Source organism: Flagellimonas sp. (genome assembly GCF_965233845.1).
Classification (GTDB): Bacteria; Bacteroidota; Bacteroidia; order Flavobacteriales; family Flavobacteriaceae; genus Flagellimonas.
In genome coordinates this window covers 2,743,164-2,761,705 of sequence record NZ_OZ247584.1, presented here as the reverse complement: position 1 = coordinate 2,761,705, position 18,542 = coordinate 2,743,164, and the positions used below count along the sequence as shown (strand labels likewise).

Sequence of the window (18,542 nt, the reverse complement as noted above, 5' to 3'; positions counted from 1 at the left end):
AAATGCAGGAAGAGACCAGTGAAATAAAAGAAATCATTAAGGAAGATATTTGGGGATCCATAAAGGAGTTTCTAAATATGGGAATCCATTTGGGAGAGGGGGATAAATCCATTCACCTGACCATTGGTCTTTTGTTGTTGTTGGGAGTAGCCTTTGTGGTCACGAAATTTCTTTTGCGATGGATTAGGTATCTACTGACCCGTAAAATGGAGACAGAGGACAAACAAAAGTTCACCAGTGTCTTCAAATTTACCAACTACTTTATCTATTTGGTGGTGGTATTGATCACCCTCAGTGCTGCGGGAATTGACATCACCTTGCTCATTACCGCTTCCGCTGCCCTATTTGTTGGCTTGGGGCTTGCACTCCAAGAACTGTTTCAAGACATTCTTGGTGGCATATTGATCATAGTGGACAAATCCCTTCAGGTAGGTGATATTGTTGAGGTGGACGGGAAGGTAGGTAAGGTCTTCGAAATAAAATTGAGAACCACCAGAGCCATTACAAGGGATGATAAAGTTGTGGTGATCCCCAACCACAAATTCATAAGCGATATTGTCTTTAACTACACCCAGAACCATAGAACCACCATGGAGAAAATAAGTGTTGGGGTGGCTTATGGTAGTAATGTGGAATTGGTGACCCAAATCTTGGAGCAGGTGGCTGCGGAACAGAAAATGGTACTTAAGAATCCTAAACCCTTTGTGTTGTTTGATGACTTTGGGGACTCGGCTCTGCAGTTCTCCCTCAACTTTTTCACCAATGATAGTTTTGCCGGCCCCAGGATAAAAAGTGCAATTCGGTATAACATCAATACCAAATTCAAGGAAAACAACGTTACTATTCCGTTCCCGCAACGAGATGTACATATTGTACCGCAGCAAAAACCTCAAGAATAACAAAAAGCACAACATATCGAAAGTACACTTGGACGCTGATTTTTGGTCTGGGATGGCTATTGCCCAACCTTCTCTTGGGCCAGAGTTCCGATGTCCTTCGGATAGAATACCTCAATATTCCTGAAAATGATACGGGAATCAAGACCCAGCGCTATAAATTCCTGTTCAACGTCCCCATCAAGATCAACCCCAAACAGGATTATTTGATCACAGGTTTGGAATACAACAAATTGGACATTGGCTATTCCCAAGATTTTGGCTTTGATAAGAGTGACTTAAATCGTTTCCATGTGATTGACCTTAATTTGGGTTACATCACCAAATGGAATGAGAACTGGAACTTGGTGACCATACTTACCCCTAGGATTGCCTCCAATTTAACGGATGGTACCTTGACGGATGACTTCTTTATGAATGCTACGGCCACGTTTTGGAAGGAGAATTCAAAAGCGCCTAAACCCTATAGAATTGTATTGGGGCTTTCGTACAACAGCACAACGGGGTTGCCCATACCTTTGCCCTTGGTCAGCTATTACCGAAAATTTCATCCCAAATGGTCTTTTACCCTGGGAATCCCCAAATCTGGGTTCAAACATTATTTGGGGAAGAAGCACACTTTGGAAACGGCATTGTTTTTGGATGGCTATTTTATAAATATCCAGGACAATATTGTTTTGCCTGATAATCAGATTGCATCAAAAATATCGCTTACCTCTTTGGTGTTCGCGTTGGGCTACGAATTTCGATTGACCAAACATATGCGATTCTACACCTTGGCAGGTCGCTCCATAGAACAGGAAGGCAAGCTAAGGAACGATGATAGGGGCGATGTTTTTTTGTTGAATGATGAAGCAAATTTTTATATTCGGACTGGTTTCAAGATTGGAATCTTTTAAATAGAAATGTATGTCTAAAATATTGGTTATAGAAGATGAAGCTGCCATCCGAAGGGTGTTGGTAAAGATATTGAGTGAGGAAAGTGATTCCTATGTGGTTCATGAAGCCGAGGATGGACTCAAGGGCATGGAAGCCATTAAAAAAGAAGATTTTGACCTAGCTCTTTGCGATATCAAAATGCCAAAAATGGACGGAGTCGAAGTATTGGAGGCAGCACGAAAAATAAAACCGGAAATTCCGTTTATCATGATCTCCGGTCATGGCGATTTGGACACTGCGGTAAACACCAAGCGTATGGGCGCGTTTGACTACATTTCCAAACCCCCGGATTTAAATCGCCTGCTTACCACCGTTAGAAATGCCTTGGATCGCAAGGAACTGGTGGTTGAAAACAAAATTTTAAAGAAAAAAGTCTCCAAGAATTATGAAATGATTGGGGAGAGCAAGGAAATAGGGGTCATCAAGGACATGATCGAAAAAGTGGCCCCTACGGATGCCCGGGTACTTATTACCGGACCCAATGGTACAGGGAAAGAACTGGTGGCTCATTGGTTACACCAGAAAAGCCCAAGATCTTCATCGCCATTTATAGAGGTGAATTGTGCTGCGATTCCATCAGAATTGATAGAAAGCGAACTTTTTGGGCATGTTAAAGGTGCTTTTACCTCGGCTGTTAAGGATCGCGCCGGAAAATTTGAAGCAGCGAACAAGGGCACCATTTTTCTGGATGAAATTGGAGATATGAGTCTTTCGGCCCAGGCCAAAGTGCTTCGGGCACTTCAGGAAAACAAGATTTCCCGCGTGGGTACGGATAAGGATATCAAGGTAGATGTGCGTGTATTGGCAGCGACCAACAAAGACCTTAAAAAGGAAATTGCGGACGGGAAGTTTCGTGAAGACTTGTACCATAGACTGGCGGTGATTCTGATCAAGGTACCCGCTTTGAACGATAGAAGGGATGACATCCCGATTTTGGTGGAACATTTTGCCTCAAAAATTGCCTCAGAACAAGGTACTGCGGCCAAGGACTTTTCAAAAAAAGCCATGGAGTTGTTAAAAAGTTATGATTGGACTGGAAATGTGAGGGAATTGCGCAATGTGGTGGAGCGCCTGATTATCCTTGGAGGTAAAGAAATCTCAGAGGAGGATGTAAAACTTTTTGCCAGCAAATAGTCTTATTGTTTCGAACATTCCCCTAAACGCTGAAGCGCGCCCATGGTAATCGTCTGTACCCTGTGATGGTATTGCTTTTTGTGTTCCGAGAGTTCGGTGTTAAGCAGGGTTTCGCTGGCTTCCTCATGAATTTTGGATATAAACTGATACGCTTCATTGCATTCAACTCCAGTAACTACCTTATCCAATGAAGATTCAAAACCCAACAAGCAGTTATGCACCTGTTTTTTTATAGGGTTCGCATCGCTTAAAACTACTCCCCCTTGCTGCTTTAAGGCCTCGGTAGTGTTTAAAAACAAGACATCATTGCCATAGGTACTAACAGATTCTTCCTCAAAAATCTTTAAGACCTTACCGCTAATTTCCATGTTCTCCAGAGCGGTGTGCAGTAATTTTTTGGAAGCAGTAAAGGAAGGGGCCTTGGTAGCGTCTTTTAGGTAGAAAAGGGCTGCTTCCAGGCTTTCAATGGCACTATCGCATCCACATTCAACAAAATTGGAGCGTGTTTTTTCAATACTGTTAAGTGCTTTGTAAGCCAAATACTTGGATTGCTCAAAATTGTCCGCAACAATGGCGGCCTGGGTTTTATCCTTAATGTAATCCAAATTTGAATTGGCGTATTCGCAAGCGTTGTGCGAGATAAAGGAAGACAATATCAAAAGGCTGATAACGCCTAAGATAAAGACTATAAGTAGGATAATCTTTCTTGTTTTCATAACGCTCGATTTGGGACGGTGCGTCTTATGTTTCCTACGAATTTAGATGAAGAATCCGCCATCGGTAAAAAAAATCGATAAAACACGAACTTCAACTATAAGATGTAGCTTGGATCGGTGAGTTGCGCATTTTAAACGATGGTTGAAGGACTGACCAAAAAAAACTATATTCATTCCCATGGAAAACAAGGATTTAGACCAATATAAGGTGCAAGGGCCCATTAAACTGGACCAAAAAGCCACGTTGGAGACATTTGATAGCCCGGACAAGGTCCTCAAAAAGGAATTGGAGCAAATTCGGAAAGAACTCGGGAAATTTCAGGATAAACTGTATGCCCATGGAAAATATGGGGTTTTGGTCTGTTTACAGGGCATGGATACCGCTGGCAAGGATAGCTTGATCAGGGAAGTGTTCAAAGATTTCAATGTTCGGGGGGTTCAGGTGCATAGTTTTAAGGTTCCCACGGATTTGGAACTGAAACATGATTATCTATGGCGGCATTATATAGCACTTCCGGCAAGGGGTAAATTCAGTGTTTTCAATCGCACCCACTATGAAAATGTACTGGTGACCAAGGTACATCCCACCTATATTTTAGGTGAAAACATCCCAGGAATTGACGCTGTGGAGGATATCGACGAAGCTTTTTGGGAGGATAGATATCGCCAAATCAACGATTTTGAACGGCATATTGCCGAAAATGGCACTTTGATTTTTAAATTCTTCCTGCATCTGTCAAAAGAAGAGCAAAGACAACGTTTATTGCGTAGGATTCGACTTAGGGAGAAAAACTGGAAGTTTTCTCCTGGCGACCTGAAGGAACGTAAGCTATGGGATACTTACCAGCATTGTTATGAAGAGGCAATCAACAAAACCTCGAAGGAGCATGCGCCTTGGTATATTATTCCAGCAGATAATAAAAGAGCGGCTAGGGTGATAGTAGCCTCGATTTTATTGGAAGCGTTAAAAAAATATAAAGATATCCAGGAACCTGAGTTGGATGCCGAAATAAAAGCTAATTTAGAAACCTTCAAACAAGAATTGGAAAAAGAAAGCGAATGAGAACAATCCTACTCCTGATTTTATTTTGTGCAAGCACCACTGTTTTTGCCCAATCCGAAGACGAGAAACAGCTCAAGGCCATTTATGATTTGGCCCTTACGGAGGGTCAGGGCTATGATTGGCTCAACCATTTGTCCAACCAAATTGGTGGGCGGCTTTCGGGTTCTGTGCAAGCTCAATTAGCCGTAGATTACACCAAGGCCCAATTAGATTCTTTGGGATTGGACAGGGTATGGTTACAGCCCGTAATGGTTCCCAAATGGGTGAGGGGAACTCCTGAGTTCGCGTTTATAGAAACCAAACCTGGACTTACCACCAATGTGCCTATCTGCGCCCTGGGAGGTTCTGTTGCTACCCCGGATGGCGGTATCAAGGCAAACATTGTGGAGGTTAAGGGCATTGAGGATTTGGAAAAATTGGGACGTGAAAAAATAGAAGGGAAGATTGTTTTTTACAACAGACCCATGGAACCTACCCTTATCAGCACCTTTGAGTCATACTCCGGATGTGTGGACCAGCGCTACGCTGGTGCAGCGGAGGCAGGTAAATTTGGAGCTGCTGGTGTTATTGTACGGTCCATGAACCTAAGATTGGACGATTACCCCCATACGGGATCTATGAGTTACGGGGATGTTCCCGTTGCTAATCGAATCCCGGCTGCGGCCATAAGCACCAATGGTGCGGAGCTGCTAAGTGCCACTTTGAGGTTGAACCCGGATATCAAGTTTTATTTTAAGCAGAATTGCAAACAGTTTGATGATGTGCAATCATATAACGTCATTGGGGAGATTAGGGGAACCACTTACCCCAACGAGATCATGATTGTGGGCGGACACCTGGATTCTTGGGATTTGGGAGATGGTTCCCACGACGATGGAGCAGGATGCGTGCAGAGTATGGAGGTGCTTAGGTTACTTAAACAAACAGGGTATAAGCCCGAGCGGACGCTGCGTGTGGTGCTGTTTATGAATGAAGAAAATGGACTAAGAGGTGGGAACAAATACGCTGAGGTGGCCCGAAGTAAAAACGAAAAACATGTTTTTGCCCTTGAAAGCGATTCTGGAGGTTTTACGCCCAGAGGGTTTTCCTTTAATTGCTCTGATGAAAATTTAGCTCATATCCAACAGTGGAAGGGACTTTTTGAGCCTTATCTCATACATATGTTCGTAAAAGGTTATAGTGGTGCCGATATTCGCCCGCTTATGGATCAAGATTTGGTCTTGGCCGGGCTCAGACCTGATTCCCAACGCTATTTTGACCACCACCATGCTGAAAATGATACCTTTGAGCACGTAAACAAAAGGGAACTGCAGTTGGGGGCGGCTACTATGGCCAGTTTGGTGTATTTGATTGATAAATACGGAACAATTCCCAATACAAAGATTAAAGGATAGCATTAGCTATCCTTTATATTTGATTCTTTTGTTAGAATGTTGGGTTCAGCTCCCTTCTTCGGATTTGTTGGCGACGATTTGAAGTAGTTTCAAACTGTTTTCCAATTCTTCCTTAACTTGATCAAACCCTATGACACTTGACATTGCCGACATATCCATGACATAGTATTTACAGAGTGTCTTTAAGCTATCTTCCAAAATGCCAATGGATTTACTTTCGGGATTTTCTTCTTTGATTATTTTAATCGCTGAGATGATGGCGGTTAAGGTATCTTTCATGAATATGCCTATTGAGTTGGTTTAAGGATAAACATTCTATTCATTCTGTATAATGGAGCCATCCATGGATTGTTGCGTATTACTTTAGTGATCGATGAATGATGAATGAACTACATTCTTTAGTAATATGTATGCATTTTACCAAAACAGTACTTTAGTTCCATTTTTGCAGGAAACCACTCTATGCTACAATCTTCCCACTGTACTCTAGTTCCCCAAAAATAAATACATTTTGTATTATGATGATAGACAAATACCTCTGAAAACTCCTCTTTGCAAGGGTCTTCATTGATACTTTCTTGATTGTTTCGTTTTGGGACGATGAGTTCAACAATTTCCTCAGTGAGGGGATGTTCGATTTCAACTACTTCCAACGTTTCTGATTCAATTATCAACGGTGAAGTGGAAATAATTTCTAAGTGATGAGTTTCAAAAGAGGCCCCTTCGAGTTCATTTTCAGTGGAAGTTTCAAATTCCAATTGCAATTTTACAACTTGTGGTTCCTCCATGGTAGAGGTATCCTCTTGGGAACAGGACCAACAGAGCAAAAGTACAAGGGAAAAGGTAAAAAAGTAGATGATTTGGTTTTTCATGGTTTATAAATTTTGATTGGAAAAAATTACAACGTGTTTTTATATTACAGTGGAGAAACCAATTCGGTTAAACAAACAATATGCTCTCCTGGCGAATCATTGTAGGATGTGAATGTAACACTACAATCCGGCCATACTCTATACATGCCATGCTCGAAACACATTGTATTTAAGTTAAGTGCATAACCTTCCATATGGGTTAATTCACATGGATCATCATCGTTCTCGGGATTTGGGATAAAAACATCCGCTCGTACGATTCCATTGATCGACCGGTTGTTTTGCTCGTCCCAAGCAGAAATAACTTTCAGGTTTGTAGATTCAATTACCAACGGAGAGGTGGAAATAATTTCTAAGTGGGGAGTTTCAAAGTCACCCCCATTCTGTGTGTTTTCTGAGGTGGTTTCAAATTCCAGTTGCAGCTTCACCGGCTGTGGTTCCTCAAATGTAGAAGTCTCTTCTTGAGAACAAGAAAAACAGCATAATAAAACAAAAGAAATGGAAAACAGATAGTTGATTTGGGTTCTCATAAGTTGTAAGTTTTTGGTTAGAGAATATTTGTTCGAGGCCTACCTAATGTAAGACAGTGTAAAAACTGTCATTGCAATAAGGATTAATAAAAAAATCTAAGGTTGAAATTGATATCCGGAGAGGTTCATTGTAGGATATCATTGAGATTAGATAAACCTAAGGATTATTTTTTGTAGGAAAAAACCATTTTCCAAATTAAACGGAAGAAAACGTTTGTAAACGCAATGAATTAAGAATTGTATTCATCTATTAGATATGAAATACAGTCCTGATTTCCGTAGTTTAAAACCCAAACTTTCGTACAATGCCATGGCTGGTAAACGATGATGTCCGGTAAACAAAAGTACTTCGGCAATTTCTCTGTCCTTGGAAATTTCCAAGAGCTTTTCCATCAGTTTTCGTCCAATACCCTTTCCCCTGGCATTTTCATCTACCACAACGTCCTCAATCCATCCCTTTTTTCCAGAAACGGCTTGGTATTCACAAAGTGAGGCCATCCCCAGGATTTGTTCATTTTCGGTACAAAGCACTAGGGTAACCTGATTCCCATCCCGTAATACCTGCTTTAAGTTCAGTGGCCTTAGCTGAGGAGCCAATTGCTTAAACAATTGATTCACCCGTAGCTGGATTTCTGGTGTGAGGTTTTCTTCTTTTAGGATATCGATTTGCATATAGCAAAGTAAATCAATCCTACTCCTAAAAGTGAAACAACCTTACTAAAAATTTGAGAATTGACTTTCTCATTTAGTTTCCCGAGGTTCTTTCCAAGATGGATTCCTTGTCCGAAGCATTAAACAAGGTAATCACCCCAACGGCAGCTACAGCCATACCTCCAATAATGACCAAAGGCGATGTCTTTTGCTTTTTTACCTTGCCTATATCGGATTTAGACAAGTTCATAAGGTTGCCATTGATTCTAAGAGCAATGGATTCATCTGCCACCCCCTGGCATTTGGTTTCAAGCAGTTGCCCATTATTCAGTGTAATCTGGTACTTTCTCCCTTTAGTAATTTCCGAAATACTTACGGTTTTGTAGGTCTGGCAACTTTGTAGTAGGAGTAGTATGGCGATTAGGACAGCAATGTTTTTCATGGAAACTGTAGAGGTTAAGTTTATGAATACAGCGGGCGAAGCTAAACATTTCTGGGTATTATTTTGAATTTATGGCCTTTTTTCCATCAACTAAAATAATTTGGGAGAAAGAGGGGTGGGATTAAGAAAAAAGATTGATTAGGGTATCCTTTTGCAAGCTAGTCGGGCATAGGTTTAAATCGCAGTCTTCCTCTAGGGTCAATTTAGCTCCAGCATCGATTAACAATTGCTTTAATGAAATGGGTTTGGAATATTGATAATACAATGCCTGTCTGGCATGTATGGAATGATTGCGGTTCCCGCTAACACTAAAATTCCCAAAAGCGGCATTGACCAGGATTAGGGTTAGGGATTTACCCATACTGGGTAAGTACAGTCCCAAAATCTGTTGTCGCGCTTTCATGGTGGTTTCCAATTCCATGATTTTTTCTTTGGGATGGAACATATAATTTTTGCTGATGCTGGACGCCGAACCAATAACGAATTTAAAGGAACATCCCACCTCACCATTATAAATGTTGGCCATGGATAAAGCAGGATTGGGCAATTGCTTCTTGGTAAACAGTAGTTCGCATGCCCCGTTGGGCGCATTGGTAACATCGCCGGAGTACATAAGTCCTTTAGCCGCATAGGCACTGTTCCACCCAACCTTGCCTCCAATGGGAAGGGCAGAAAGATCTAGGTCCTTTGCTCCCCATTCATTTTTCCAATAAATACCGGAAACTAGTTTTGGAGCCGTTATTCGGGTACCTACAGGAACATTGCCAACAAACATTTTTTCAGAAGATGGCAAGGCGTAATCTACCAATTTGGGATACTTTATTCGTTTTCCAATTACATCTAAATGGAGTTTCAGTTGTCCATAAAGTAAATCATACAATTCTTGGTAGTACTTGAGCCTATCTTTGGAATCAACTTCTTTTGCAAAGGCTTTGCCATTTCTCGTTCGATATAGGTAGGAGCTAGCAAGATTAAGCCTGGTGTTCAAGGCATTCAACAGTCTAATTTTCCTAAAAACATTGACGTTGTCAAGCGCTTTTTCCACTTCCGATACAGAATATTGACCTGAGGTCACATGATTAAGAATGTCCTTGGGCAAAGGCTGGTGGTACACCTTGGACAGCTTACTAATTTTATTGATGGCAGGGACGTTTTTGGGGTTGGACTTAAAGGCCAACCAAATAGGTTTGAACCGGTTAAAAATTGTGGCGCATTTTTCGAGACCAAAGCTGTGAAGGTCTTTTGAAATATCCAACGTAATGGTTTGGATCCGTTCTATGGTTTCCTTGTTTTTAATCAAAAGTGTAGAGTCTGTGGCCAAATAGACAAGGAATCTTAGAAATTCAGTTGGGGATTTTGGGTAAACCCCGGTCTCAAAAATAATTTTGACCAGCGCTTCTTTGTTCTTAATAAAATCAAGGGATTCAAACTTATATTCCAAAAGAGATAAGAACATAAGGATGTCATCAAGAGTACTTTCCTCAAGGGCAACTCCGGTTGAAAGCAAATCCAGAGCTTTTTGGATTAACTCGGATTTTTCAAGACCACGGATGACCAACAAAGGGATTTTTTTGGTTTTGGGAATTTTGAGCGGCTCAGTAGGAATATAGATAAAGTCAGAGGTGAAATGGGTCCCATAGGTTGTCATATAATGAAGAATCTGATGCAAAAAGAGCTCCTCCCGGTCATGGTCCCGGATTACTTTCCAAGATTTATGAAAAGTGGCGTTCAATTGTTTGCCTTCCAACGTATTTTGTTTAAAATACCGAAGAACTTGCTGCTGGGCATACGATGCATTTGCATCAATGACCACCCCATACCTTAGACCTTCCTTTATACAAGGTTTTCCGGTTTTTCCTTTGGGAATCGAATCGAAAAGTTTTAAGCTTAAAAAGAGTACCTCATCCATCTAAATTGGTTTTAAAAATGAGGTTGAATTGAATGTCGGCATACAGAAAATCCATACTCGACATGTTCAGGTTGAAGATTACATTCCCAATATTATTGGGGGTAAAAGAAGGGCGGACAGTATTACGGCTCTTGTCATGCAAGAAAAAGAGGAACTGTCTTGGCCCAAAAATTACTAAAAACAAAAATGGGCGGACAGTAAGGTTTGATTTCCAATCAAATAAAGGAGGAACTGTCTTAGCCCTAGAAACCAAAGAAATGAATTTTCATGCTAGATTCCAAGACCCAACTCATAAAAACTCCTACCTTTGCAGCCTTAAATTTGAAGAATCGAGCAATCGAATAATCTAATATCCAAAGTAATGCAAGACGGAATCTACGCAAAATTCAATACCAATAAAGGAGAGGTTTTGGTAAAACTAACCCATGATAAAACCCCTGGAACAGTGGGCAACTTTGTGGCCTTGGCCGAAGGAAACATGGAAAACAGTGCTAAACCTCAAGGAAATCCTTACTACGATGGATTAAAGTTTCATAGGGTAATTGCCGACTTTATGATTCAAGGGGGCTGTCCACAAGGAACGGGTACAGGGGACCCAGGATACAAATTTGATGATGAGTTCCACCCTGAACTTACCCACGAAGGCCCTGGAGTACTTTCTATGGCCAATGCCGGCCCAGGTACCAACGGAAGTCAATTTTTTATAACCCATGTGGCTACACCATGGCTGGACAACAAGCACACGGTTTTTGGACATGTGGAACATGGACAGGAAGTGGTTGATGCCATTGCCCAAGGAGATGCCATAGACAGTTTGGAGATTGTTCGGGTGGGAGCCGAAGCTGAATCCTGGAACGCTATTGAAGCTTTTCGAACTTTTGAGGGAGCTCGTGAAAAGCGAATTGCAGAAGCCAAGGCCAAAGCAGAAGCTGAAATGGAAAAACTGGCTGCCGGATTTGACAAAACGGACAGTGGATTGCGTTTCAAAATGATTCAGGAAGGAAGTGGTTCCAAAGCGGAAAAGGGAAAAACGGTTTCCGTACATTATGAAGGAAGCCTGACCAACGGACAGGTTTTTGACTCTTCCTACAGCAGAAACCAACCCATTGATTTTACCTTGGGCGTAGGACAGGTAATTCCTGGTTGGGACGAAGGTATAGGGTTGTTAAAAGTAGGAGATAAGGCACGTTTTGTGATTCCTTCCAACTTGGCCTATGGAAGTGCTGGCGCAGGAGGGGTAATTCCTCCGGATGCAACATTGATTTTTGATGTGGAATTGATGAATGTGAAGTAACCCGGCTTCCATAAGACACATAAAAGAAAAAGCTTCCAAAAGGAAGCTTTTTTTATTTTGATCGATTCACGCTCACTAGCAATAGACAGAAGTTGAGCGCTAATAACAAAAGCAATACAGTAAAGAAAGTGCCCATAGTTAATGGATTTAGATATTCAGTTCGTGTTTTGTTTCAGTTGAGTAACAATTGAACGAAGAAATACCCTACTATATTGTATTACTTTTTCGAACTATTTACGCTAACAAGTAATAAAAGCAAATTGATAGCCAACAAAATAGAGAGAATGGCAAAGAAGGTATTCATAAAGTTTTTTGTTTAATGGTTATGGGGAACAATAAGTGTTTAGTGTTTAGATTAAAAAAGTAGGAGAGGTTGCGTATCTATAAAAGAAAATTGTAAACAAAAAAACCCGAGCAAAATAGCTCGGGTTTGTTTATAAAAAAGTGTGCTGTTACCTTAATCTATAACTTGTACATTTACGGCGTTCAATCCTTTTTTACCTTGTTGTAGTTCAAATTCTACAACGTCACCTTCTCTAATTTCATCGATTAAACCTGAAACGTGTACAAAGTGATCTGTGTTTGAACCATCTTCAGTGATAAAGCCATAGCCTTTAGAATCGTTGAAGAATTTTACTGTTCCTTTACTCATTACTAAATGTTAAAAAAATTAAATGAGCGGCGAAGGTACGCTTTATTTATTGGAAAAGACCTGTAAAATAATTTATTTGAACTTCTGGGTCTTATTTATACACGGGTCAAAAACGTTTGTGTAAGAAATATCCATTGTTGGAATCAATAAAAAACTACGAAATTGGCATTTATTTTCTTTTTATAAGTGCTTGTACACTAAGTATTTAAATAAAAAACACTATCTTACTATACTCCCTCCCAAGGTTACTCCAGTTCCCCGCTTTTAAGAGGAGATTGTTTCCCCACTTGTCATTAGGAGTCAAACAACAACTATTATTAACTAAAACAATCTCAATGATGAAAGCTACCAACCGTTTTCTGCTGTTAGCAATTACAGCTTTATTGTTTACTTCCGTGGGGTTCGCCCAAGAAGAAGAAGAAAAAGTTCCAAAGTACATTACCGTTACTACTTTGCATTGGAACATGGATTACGACAATTTTGATATGAATACATGGAAAGATGTGGAAAAAGAGTTTTTTGACAAGGTTACCATGAAGAATGAACATATCATGGGCACAGGTGTATATACCCACCGTTATACTCCGGACAACAGGGAGTTAATATTGGTTAGTGTATACGATTCTTGGGAAGCCATAGATAAGGCAGCAGATAGAAATAGTGAACTTATCAAAGAAGCTTGGCCTGACGAAGATGCGAGAGATGCCTACTTTGACAAGAGAAATGAATATTACTCAGACTTCCATTCTGACGAAATCTATGCAACAATGCCACATGCTAAGCCTAGGGCTGCTACGGACACCACTTCCAACATTCTTTTTGTACGAAGAAGTCAGTTTAAATTTCCAAGAGATGGGTCCCAGGAAGAATTTATGGCCAGTTTTAAAGAGTACGTGGAAAACGTTTTCCATAAAAACGAGCTAATTAAAGGTTACTACCCCAACGCTCATTTTTGGGGATCGGACAGAAGGGAGTTTGCTGAAGCCTTTTATGTGGATTCCATGCAGGATTTAGACGATATGTTTACCAGAAACAACGAACTGTTCGCTGAGCATTGGTCCGATGATGAAGGGAAAAAGAAAATGCAAGAAATGGCCAATAAATATTTTACAGGTGTCCACGGGGACTATGTATATACGGTAATCCCAGAACTTCGGAAATAAGAAAACCCTTGAATAAAAAACCTCCCATTGGGAGGTTTTTTTTGCTAAACCGTCGGATCCGGCGTCAATCTTAAATAAGGTTTTACTTCCTCAACTCCTTTGGTGAAAATTTCTCTGGCCTCACCTGTTGGAATTGCTGGACTTACAACCACTTTCTCTCCACTTTCCCAATTGGCAGGGGTGGCCACCTTGTGGTAAGCGGTTAACTGCAAGGAGTCAACCACCCGCAGAAGTTCATAAAAATTGCGTCCGGTGGAAGCGGGATACGTCAAGGTCAATTTTATCTTCTTGTCCGGTCCAATAATAAATACGGAACGTACGGTCAAGGTGTCATCCGCATTCGGATGGATCATATCATATAAATCGGACACCTTTCGGTCCTCATCCGCCACAATGGGAAAGTTTACCACGGTGTTTTGCGTCTCATTGATGTCCTTGATCCATTCGGCATGGGATGCCGCGCCATCAACGCTCAATGCCATCATTTTTACATTGCGTTTTTCAAATTCTTGTTTGAATTTGGCTGCGGTCCCCAATTCCGTGGTGCATACGGGAGTAAAGTCTGCCGGGTGCGAAAATAGAATTCCCCAACCATCTCCTAGATATTCATAAAAATTAAGTGTTCCCTGAGAAGTTTCAGCTGTAAAATCTGGGGCGGTATCGCCCAAACGTAAAGTTGCCATGTATTCTGTTTTTTATTTATTGAAAATTGGTGAACTATAAAGTTAAGGCATAGTTTTTCCCTAGCTTTTTATCCAAGTTAAAAGTGTATTAAAGTTTTGGGTTCCCATCCAATTTTGGTCCATTTTTTTGATGGACTCCATATCAAAGTTGCTATTTTTAAGCTATGGAAAAAGAAACACTTGAACAACTGCGTTACCCTATCGGAACTTATCATATTCCGAAAGCAATTACCCAAGAGCAACGGGAGGAATGGATTTCCACTCTAGAGCATCTGCCCAATAGATTGGAGGCCATGGTGACCCCCCTTTCGGAAGAACAATTGGAAACACCGTACAGACCGGAAGGTTGGACGGTGAGACAACTGGTTCACCATATTTCCGACAGTCATCACCACAGCTATATCCGATTTAAATGGGCATTAACTGAGGATAACCCGGTGATCAAACCCTATTTTGAAAAGGAATGGTCCAAGCTTTTTGATGCCAAAACCGCTCCTATCCAGATGTCCTTAGATCATTTAAAGGCAGTGCATGCCAAGTTGGTGTTTTTGCTCAAGGGTCTTTCCCAGGAACAGTTAGAGCGAAAATTTACCCATCCCGAAGGGAACGAAGAAACCACCTTGGATGAGAATATTGGCCGTTATGCCTGGCATGGAAGCCATCATTTTGCCCATATAGAAAACTTGATCAAAAGGGAAGGTTGGTGATCAGAGCTGTTTGGTAAGTACCCACATGGGTTTTTCCGAAGGAATGGCCCCTGGAATTTTAAGCTCACTCTCTTTTTTAATCTGGAATCCTTGCTTCAGGTAAAACTTGATGGGTCCACCTTTTTGCATGGTATCCAACCACAGGATTTTTTTACCATGCTTTTTGGCATATTGTTCAATGAGCAGTAGCACTTTTTTGCCCAATCCTTGTCCTGCATAAGCTTGCAACAAATAGATTTTTTGGGCCAATAAGGATACATTGGAAGCATGTTCATCCAACGGACTGTCCACCACCAATTTTACAATACCGGCAGTTTTATCTTCCCATTTGACCAAGAAGTGCTTTAGGTTGGGGTTTTTGAAATCGGCTGCCACTACTTCCTCTGTGAAACTTCTACTGATATAGGGCGCTGGGTCTCTGTTCTCCCATAAGTGCAAATAGTGCTCGTGATACGACTGTTTACCAATGCTGATATATTCAGCAAGTGTTTCTTGGGTGAGGGGTTCTAAATGGACTGTCATATTTAGCTTATGGTTGCTCTCCACCTTCAGGGCCGTAAAACAGCACCCAGGTTGAGAAATCGTCTGTAAAATTCTCAAATCTATGCACTACCCCAGCGGGAACAAAAAGAAAATCCCCTGGGCCAAAAGTTGTACGGACTTCGCCATTCAGAAATTCCCCGTTCCCGGAAATCACTACGTATACTTCATCCCTTGTATGGGGTTGTTGCAAATCCACTTTTTCGGGTTTGTAGATTTCAACCTCCAAGGTTCCATGATTAAAAAGGGTCTTGAAAGGCCCATCATGCTTGGCCAATTCTTGCAGTGCTGTTTTGGTTGTAATTCGCATATCAACTAATTAATGCCGATTATCGGCCCACTTTATATTACAACCAATACTGGGTTTTTGCTCGCTATCGATGGCCTTACCTGCCAACAGGGCATCCATTGCATTGCGCAAATCGGTTCCCGTTAGCGGAAGCCCATTGCCAGGTCTTGAATCATCCAATTGTCCTCGGTAAACAAGATCCAAATTCCCATCAAAGAGATAAAAATCAGGGGTGCAGGCTGCATCATATGCTTTGGCCACTTCCTGGGTTTCATCGTATAGGTAGGGGAAGGTATAGCCTTCTTCAGCAGCTTTTTGCTTCATCAAGTGAGGCGCATCGTCGGGATAATTGATCACATCATTGCTGGAAATGGCAACAAACCCAATTCCTTTGGATTGGTATTCCTTGCCCAATTTGGAAATTTCAGGATTCACATGCACCACAAAAGGGCAGTGATTGCAGATAAACATGATTACCGTGCCCTTTTCACCTTTTACCTCGCTCAAAGATTTTTGGGTGTCCGTAACCGTATCCACCAAACTAAAATCGGGGGCCTTGGTTCCCAAGGCTAACATATTACTTGGAGTTCTTGCCATGGTTTGCTTCGTTTTAAACCATGAATTTAGTGGACTTTATCCACAATTGAAAGAATCCTGTATATTGTATGGCAAACACTGACGTTCTTGGAGCAACTTATAGATAACGTTCGCATCAACTTTGACGAAGAAGCCCTTTGGACACTTAATGTGGCCCTTGCCTTGGTCATGTTTGGTATAGCTCTGGAAATTTCCATGAATGACTTCAAACGACTTTTAAGAACCCCAAGGTTGGTTTTGACAGGGGTAGCGAGCCAATTTGTGTTGCTTCCGATCATAACCTTTGTTTTGGTATGGATTACTGAACCTTTACCCAGCATCGCATTGGGCATGTTCATGGTTGCTGCATGTCCTGGGGGAAATGTTTCCAATTTTTTCACCCATTTATCAAAAGGGAATGCGGCCTTATCTGTTACCTTAACGGCAATTGCGACCCTGCTGGCCATATTTATGACCCCATTTAATCTTAGTTTTTGGGGAGGACTGTATGCTCCAACAGCATCCATATTGCAGCAGGTTTCCATATCCCCATTGGAAATGGTTAAACTGGTAGCCCTCTTGTTGGGTGTACCCCTGATTTTGGGAATGTTGTTACACCACTATCGACCCAGAATTGCCCAAAAATTGGCCAAAGGATTTAAGATGGGATCACTACTCTTCTTTGTGTTTCTCGTCTTTGTGGCACTGTTCAAAAACAGAGATATTTTCATGGAATACGTGTTCTACGTTTTTTGGCTTGTGGTCATCCATAATCTGGTGGCCTTTCTCACTGGATTTTCAGTAGCCAAGCTGATGCGGTTCTCGCCAGAAAACGTTAGATGTCTCACCATTGAAACGGGTATCCAGAATTCGGGATTGGGATTATTGCTGATTTTCACCTTTTTTGATGGCTTGGGAGGAATGGCTTTGCTTACCGCTTTTTGGGGCATTTGGCATTTGGTTTCTGGTCTGGCCATTGGCCTAATATGGGGCGGAAGACCTGTGGAAAAAGAAGAGTTGGTTTGAAACAATTAGGCTATTATTTCTTAAAAATCTGGGTTAAACTCGCATTATTCTGCTACTATAAGAAAATCAAAGTGGTGGGTATGGAGCATGTTCCCTTGGACAAACCGGTTTTGTTTCTTTCCAACCATCAAAATGCCCTGATGGATGTGTTGTTGATTGCAACCAGCGTTAAAAAAAATCCTTGGTTTATCACTCGTGCCGATGTCTTCAGGGGAAAGTTTATAAAATCCCTTTTTCGGTTTTTACTGATGATTCCCATTTATCGGATTAGGGATGGAAAATCGAATCTGCACAAGAACATGGCAATTTTTGACCAATGTGGGGAATTGCTTCAGGCCAATGCATCAATTGTATTGTTCCCCGAGGCCAATCATAGCCTTCAACGTAGGGTAAGGCCATTGAGTAAAGGTTTTACGCGAATCATTGAAAATGCATTGGAAAAAGATCCCAATTTGGAGTTGCAATTGGTGCCTGTCGGTCAAAACTATGCATATCCCACCCAAGCTGGGGATTCGGCCACACTCTGTTTTGGGTCGCCTATTTCTGTACAGGAGTGCAAGGATTCTTTGGACTTAAAACAAAGGGTTTTTGAAAACCTTACACGGTTGACCACCCATTTCCCAGAAACAGAGTATAATGAAATCATACGGAAGATGGGGCAGGAAGGTGAATGCTACCTCAATCCAGAGGAAGCCAATGCAACAATAGCCAAAGGGGTTTTTTCACCGATGGGACCTAAAAAAAGGAACCTGGCTCCCAAAATTTTGAGATTGCTATTTCTTTTGTGGAACCTACCTTGGATCTTTTTATGGCGGATAGGATTGAAGCCCAAAGTACCGGAACCCGAATTTATGGCCACCTTTAGATTGGGTTTCGTGCTACTTACTTACCCTTTATTTTATGCTGGTTTGTTAACTGTGCTTTGGAATATTTATAGTGCCGATTTGGCATTTGTGGCTGTTCTAGCGCATACGGTGGTTAACCTTGTACTCGTTAAAATTGGAATTGCATCCGCTAGGTTGAAAACGGAGGTTTGATCTGATGGACATCCCTGAAATCTTCTAAT

The 18,542-nt window shown here is 41.4% G+C and carries 23 protein-coding genes; 11 read left to right on the top strand and 12 right to left on the bottom strand.

Annotation, left to right across the window (positions count from 1 at the left end; genetic code table 11):
* Positions 1-2: 2 nt before the first annotated feature.
* The 3 genes from ACO6S0_RS12230 to ACO6S0_RS12220 all read left to right on the top strand — a co-directional run bounded on the left by ACO6S0_RS12230 (position 3) and on the right by ACO6S0_RS12220 (position 2,969).
* Positions 3-899, top strand: a complete 897-nt coding sequence (locus ACO6S0_RS12230; RefSeq protein WP_422351825.1) for a mechanosensitive ion channel family protein — start codon at positions 3-5, stop codon at positions 897-899.
* Positions 900-973: 74 nt separating this feature from the next.
* Entirely contained in the window at positions 974-1,795 is an 822-nt protein-coding gene (locus tag ACO6S0_RS12225; RefSeq protein WP_422348652.1) for a DUF6268 family outer membrane beta-barrel protein, read from the top strand.
* Between the two features lie 10 nt (positions 1,796-1,805).
* Positions 1,806-2,969, top strand: a complete 1,164-nt coding sequence (locus ACO6S0_RS12220) for a sigma-54-dependent transcriptional regulator (protein ID WP_422348651.1) — start codon at positions 1,806-1,808, stop codon at positions 2,967-2,969.
* A gap of 2 nt (positions 2,970-2,971) precedes the next feature.
* On the opposite strand, the gene ACO6S0_RS12215 is transcribed toward ACO6S0_RS12220, so the two are convergent.
* Positions 2,972-3,685 carry a hypothetical protein gene (locus ACO6S0_RS12215; RefSeq protein ID WP_422348650.1) on the bottom strand — a complete coding sequence of 238 codons (714 nt, stop codon included), beginning with the start codon at positions 3,683-3,685 and terminating at the stop codon, positions 2,972-2,974.
* A gap of 178 nt (positions 3,686-3,863) precedes the next feature.
* Here ACO6S0_RS12215 and ACO6S0_RS12210 point away from each other — a divergent pair, with 178 nt between their 5' ends.
* On the top strand, positions 3,864-4,748 hold the full coding sequence (locus tag ACO6S0_RS12210; protein WP_422348649.1) for a PPK2 family polyphosphate kinase: 885 nt from the start codon (positions 3,864-3,866) through the stop codon (positions 4,746-4,748).
* Positions 4,745-6,142 carry a M20/M25/M40 family metallo-hydrolase gene (locus tag ACO6S0_RS12205; protein ID WP_422348648.1) on the top strand — a complete coding sequence of 466 codons (1,398 nt, stop codon included), beginning with the start codon at positions 4,745-4,747 and terminating at the stop codon, positions 6,140-6,142. Before ACO6S0_RS12210 ends, ACO6S0_RS12205 begins: the two co-directional genes overlap by 4 nt.
* A 45-nt stretch (positions 6,143-6,187) precedes the next feature.
* On the opposite strand, the gene ACO6S0_RS12200 is transcribed toward ACO6S0_RS12205, so the two are convergent.
* The 6 genes from ACO6S0_RS12200 to ACO6S0_RS12175 all read right to left on the bottom strand — a co-directional run bounded on the left by ACO6S0_RS12200 (position 6,188) and on the right by ACO6S0_RS12175 (position 10,546).
* The gene (locus ACO6S0_RS12200; RefSeq protein WP_422348647.1) at positions 6,188-6,421 is read right to left on the bottom strand and encodes a hypothetical protein; all 234 of its coding nucleotides are present in this window, start codon (positions 6,419-6,421) and stop codon (positions 6,188-6,190) included.
* Between the two features lie 119 nt (positions 6,422-6,540).
* Positions 6,541-7,014 (bottom strand): hypothetical protein, encoded by a 474-nt coding sequence (locus ACO6S0_RS12195; protein ID WP_422348646.1) that lies wholly within the window; start codon positions 7,012-7,014, stop codon positions 6,541-6,543.
* A gap of 44 nt (positions 7,015-7,058) precedes the next feature.
* Positions 7,059-7,544 carry a hypothetical protein gene (locus ACO6S0_RS12190; protein WP_422348645.1) on the bottom strand — a complete coding sequence of 162 codons (486 nt, stop codon included), beginning with the start codon at positions 7,542-7,544 and terminating at the stop codon, positions 7,059-7,061.
* 243 nt (positions 7,545-7,787) lie between these two features.
* Positions 7,788-8,216, bottom strand: coding sequence for a GNAT family N-acetyltransferase (locus ACO6S0_RS12185; protein WP_422348644.1), 429 nt, complete (start codon positions 8,214-8,216; stop codon positions 7,788-7,790).
* Positions 8,217-8,289: 73 nt separating this feature from the next.
* Complete coding sequence (locus ACO6S0_RS12180) at positions 8,290-8,637, bottom strand: hypothetical protein (protein ID WP_422348643.1); 348 nt, start codon at positions 8,635-8,637, stop codon at positions 8,290-8,292.
* Positions 8,638-8,758: 121 nt separating this feature from the next.
* Positions 8,759-10,546, bottom strand: coding sequence for a hypothetical protein (locus tag ACO6S0_RS12175; protein ID WP_422348642.1), 1,788 nt, complete (start codon positions 10,544-10,546; stop codon positions 8,759-8,761).
* Between the two features lie 28 nt (positions 10,547-10,574).
* Between ACO6S0_RS12175 and ACO6S0_RS12170 the strand changes: the two genes are divergently transcribed.
* Together ACO6S0_RS12170 and ACO6S0_RS12165 are read left to right on the top strand one after the other, a co-directional pair.
* The gene (locus ACO6S0_RS12170; RefSeq protein ID WP_422348641.1) at positions 10,575-10,724 is read left to right on the top strand and encodes a hypothetical protein; all 150 of its coding nucleotides are present in this window, start codon (positions 10,575-10,577) and stop codon (positions 10,722-10,724) included.
* A gap of 183 nt (positions 10,725-10,907) precedes the next feature.
* Complete coding sequence (locus ACO6S0_RS12165; RefSeq protein WP_422348640.1) at positions 10,908-11,840, top strand: peptidylprolyl isomerase; 933 nt, start codon at positions 10,908-10,910, stop codon at positions 11,838-11,840.
* Between the two features lie 457 nt (positions 11,841-12,297).
* Here the strand turns inward: ACO6S0_RS12165 and ACO6S0_RS12160 are convergent, their stop codons facing one another.
* Positions 12,298-12,492 (bottom strand): cold-shock protein, encoded by a 195-nt coding sequence (locus tag ACO6S0_RS12160; protein WP_420400402.1) that lies wholly within the window; start codon positions 12,490-12,492, stop codon positions 12,298-12,300.
* 335 nt (positions 12,493-12,827) lie between these two features.
* Here ACO6S0_RS12160 and ACO6S0_RS12155 point away from each other — a divergent pair, with 335 nt between their 5' ends.
* Complete coding sequence (locus tag ACO6S0_RS12155) at positions 12,828-13,655, top strand: hypothetical protein (RefSeq protein WP_422348639.1); 828 nt, start codon at positions 12,828-12,830, stop codon at positions 13,653-13,655.
* Between the two features lie 44 nt (positions 13,656-13,699).
* On the opposite strand, the gene ACO6S0_RS12150 is transcribed toward ACO6S0_RS12155, so the two are convergent.
* On the bottom strand, positions 13,700-14,338 hold the full coding sequence (locus ACO6S0_RS12150; protein ID WP_420400401.1) for a peroxiredoxin: 639 nt from the start codon (positions 14,336-14,338) through the stop codon (positions 13,700-13,702).
* 164 nt (positions 14,339-14,502) lie between these two features.
* Here ACO6S0_RS12150 and ACO6S0_RS12145 point away from each other — a divergent pair, with 164 nt between their 5' ends.
* Positions 14,503-15,045, top strand: a complete 543-nt coding sequence (locus tag ACO6S0_RS12145; protein ID WP_422348638.1) for a YfiT family bacillithiol transferase — start codon at positions 14,503-14,505, stop codon at positions 15,043-15,045.
* Here the strand turns inward: ACO6S0_RS12145 and ACO6S0_RS12140 are convergent, their stop codons facing one another.
* From ACO6S0_RS12140 to ACO6S0_RS12130, 3 genes are read right to left on the bottom strand one after another with little or no spacing between them, the layout of a single operon-like run.
* Entirely contained in the window at positions 15,046-15,567 is a 522-nt protein-coding gene (locus ACO6S0_RS12140; protein WP_422348637.1) for a GNAT family N-acetyltransferase, read from the bottom strand.
* A 7-nt stretch (positions 15,568-15,574) separates the two neighbouring features.
* The gene (locus ACO6S0_RS12135; protein ID WP_422348636.1) at positions 15,575-15,895 is read right to left on the bottom strand and encodes a cupin domain-containing protein; all 321 of its coding nucleotides are present in this window, start codon (positions 15,893-15,895) and stop codon (positions 15,575-15,577) included.
* A 9-nt stretch (positions 15,896-15,904) separates the two neighbouring features.
* On the bottom strand, positions 15,905-16,471 hold the full coding sequence (locus ACO6S0_RS12130) for a thioredoxin family protein (protein WP_422348635.1): 567 nt from the start codon (positions 16,469-16,471) through the stop codon (positions 15,905-15,907).
* Between the two features lie 87 nt (positions 16,472-16,558).
* Here ACO6S0_RS12130 and ACO6S0_RS12125 point away from each other — a divergent pair, with 87 nt between their 5' ends.
* Together ACO6S0_RS12125 and ACO6S0_RS12120 are read left to right on the top strand one after the other, a co-directional pair.
* Positions 16,559-17,476: a bile acid:sodium symporter family protein gene (locus tag ACO6S0_RS12125; protein WP_422348634.1), complete on the top strand. Its 918-nt coding sequence runs from the start codon at positions 16,559-16,561 to the stop codon at positions 17,474-17,476.
* Positions 17,437-18,513 (top strand): lysophospholipid acyltransferase family protein, encoded by a 1,077-nt coding sequence (locus ACO6S0_RS12120; protein ID WP_422348633.1) that lies wholly within the window; start codon positions 17,437-17,439, stop codon positions 18,511-18,513. The genes ACO6S0_RS12125 and ACO6S0_RS12120 overlap by 40 nt, the downstream gene beginning before the upstream one ends.
* Positions 18,514-18,542: the final 29 nt, after the last annotated feature.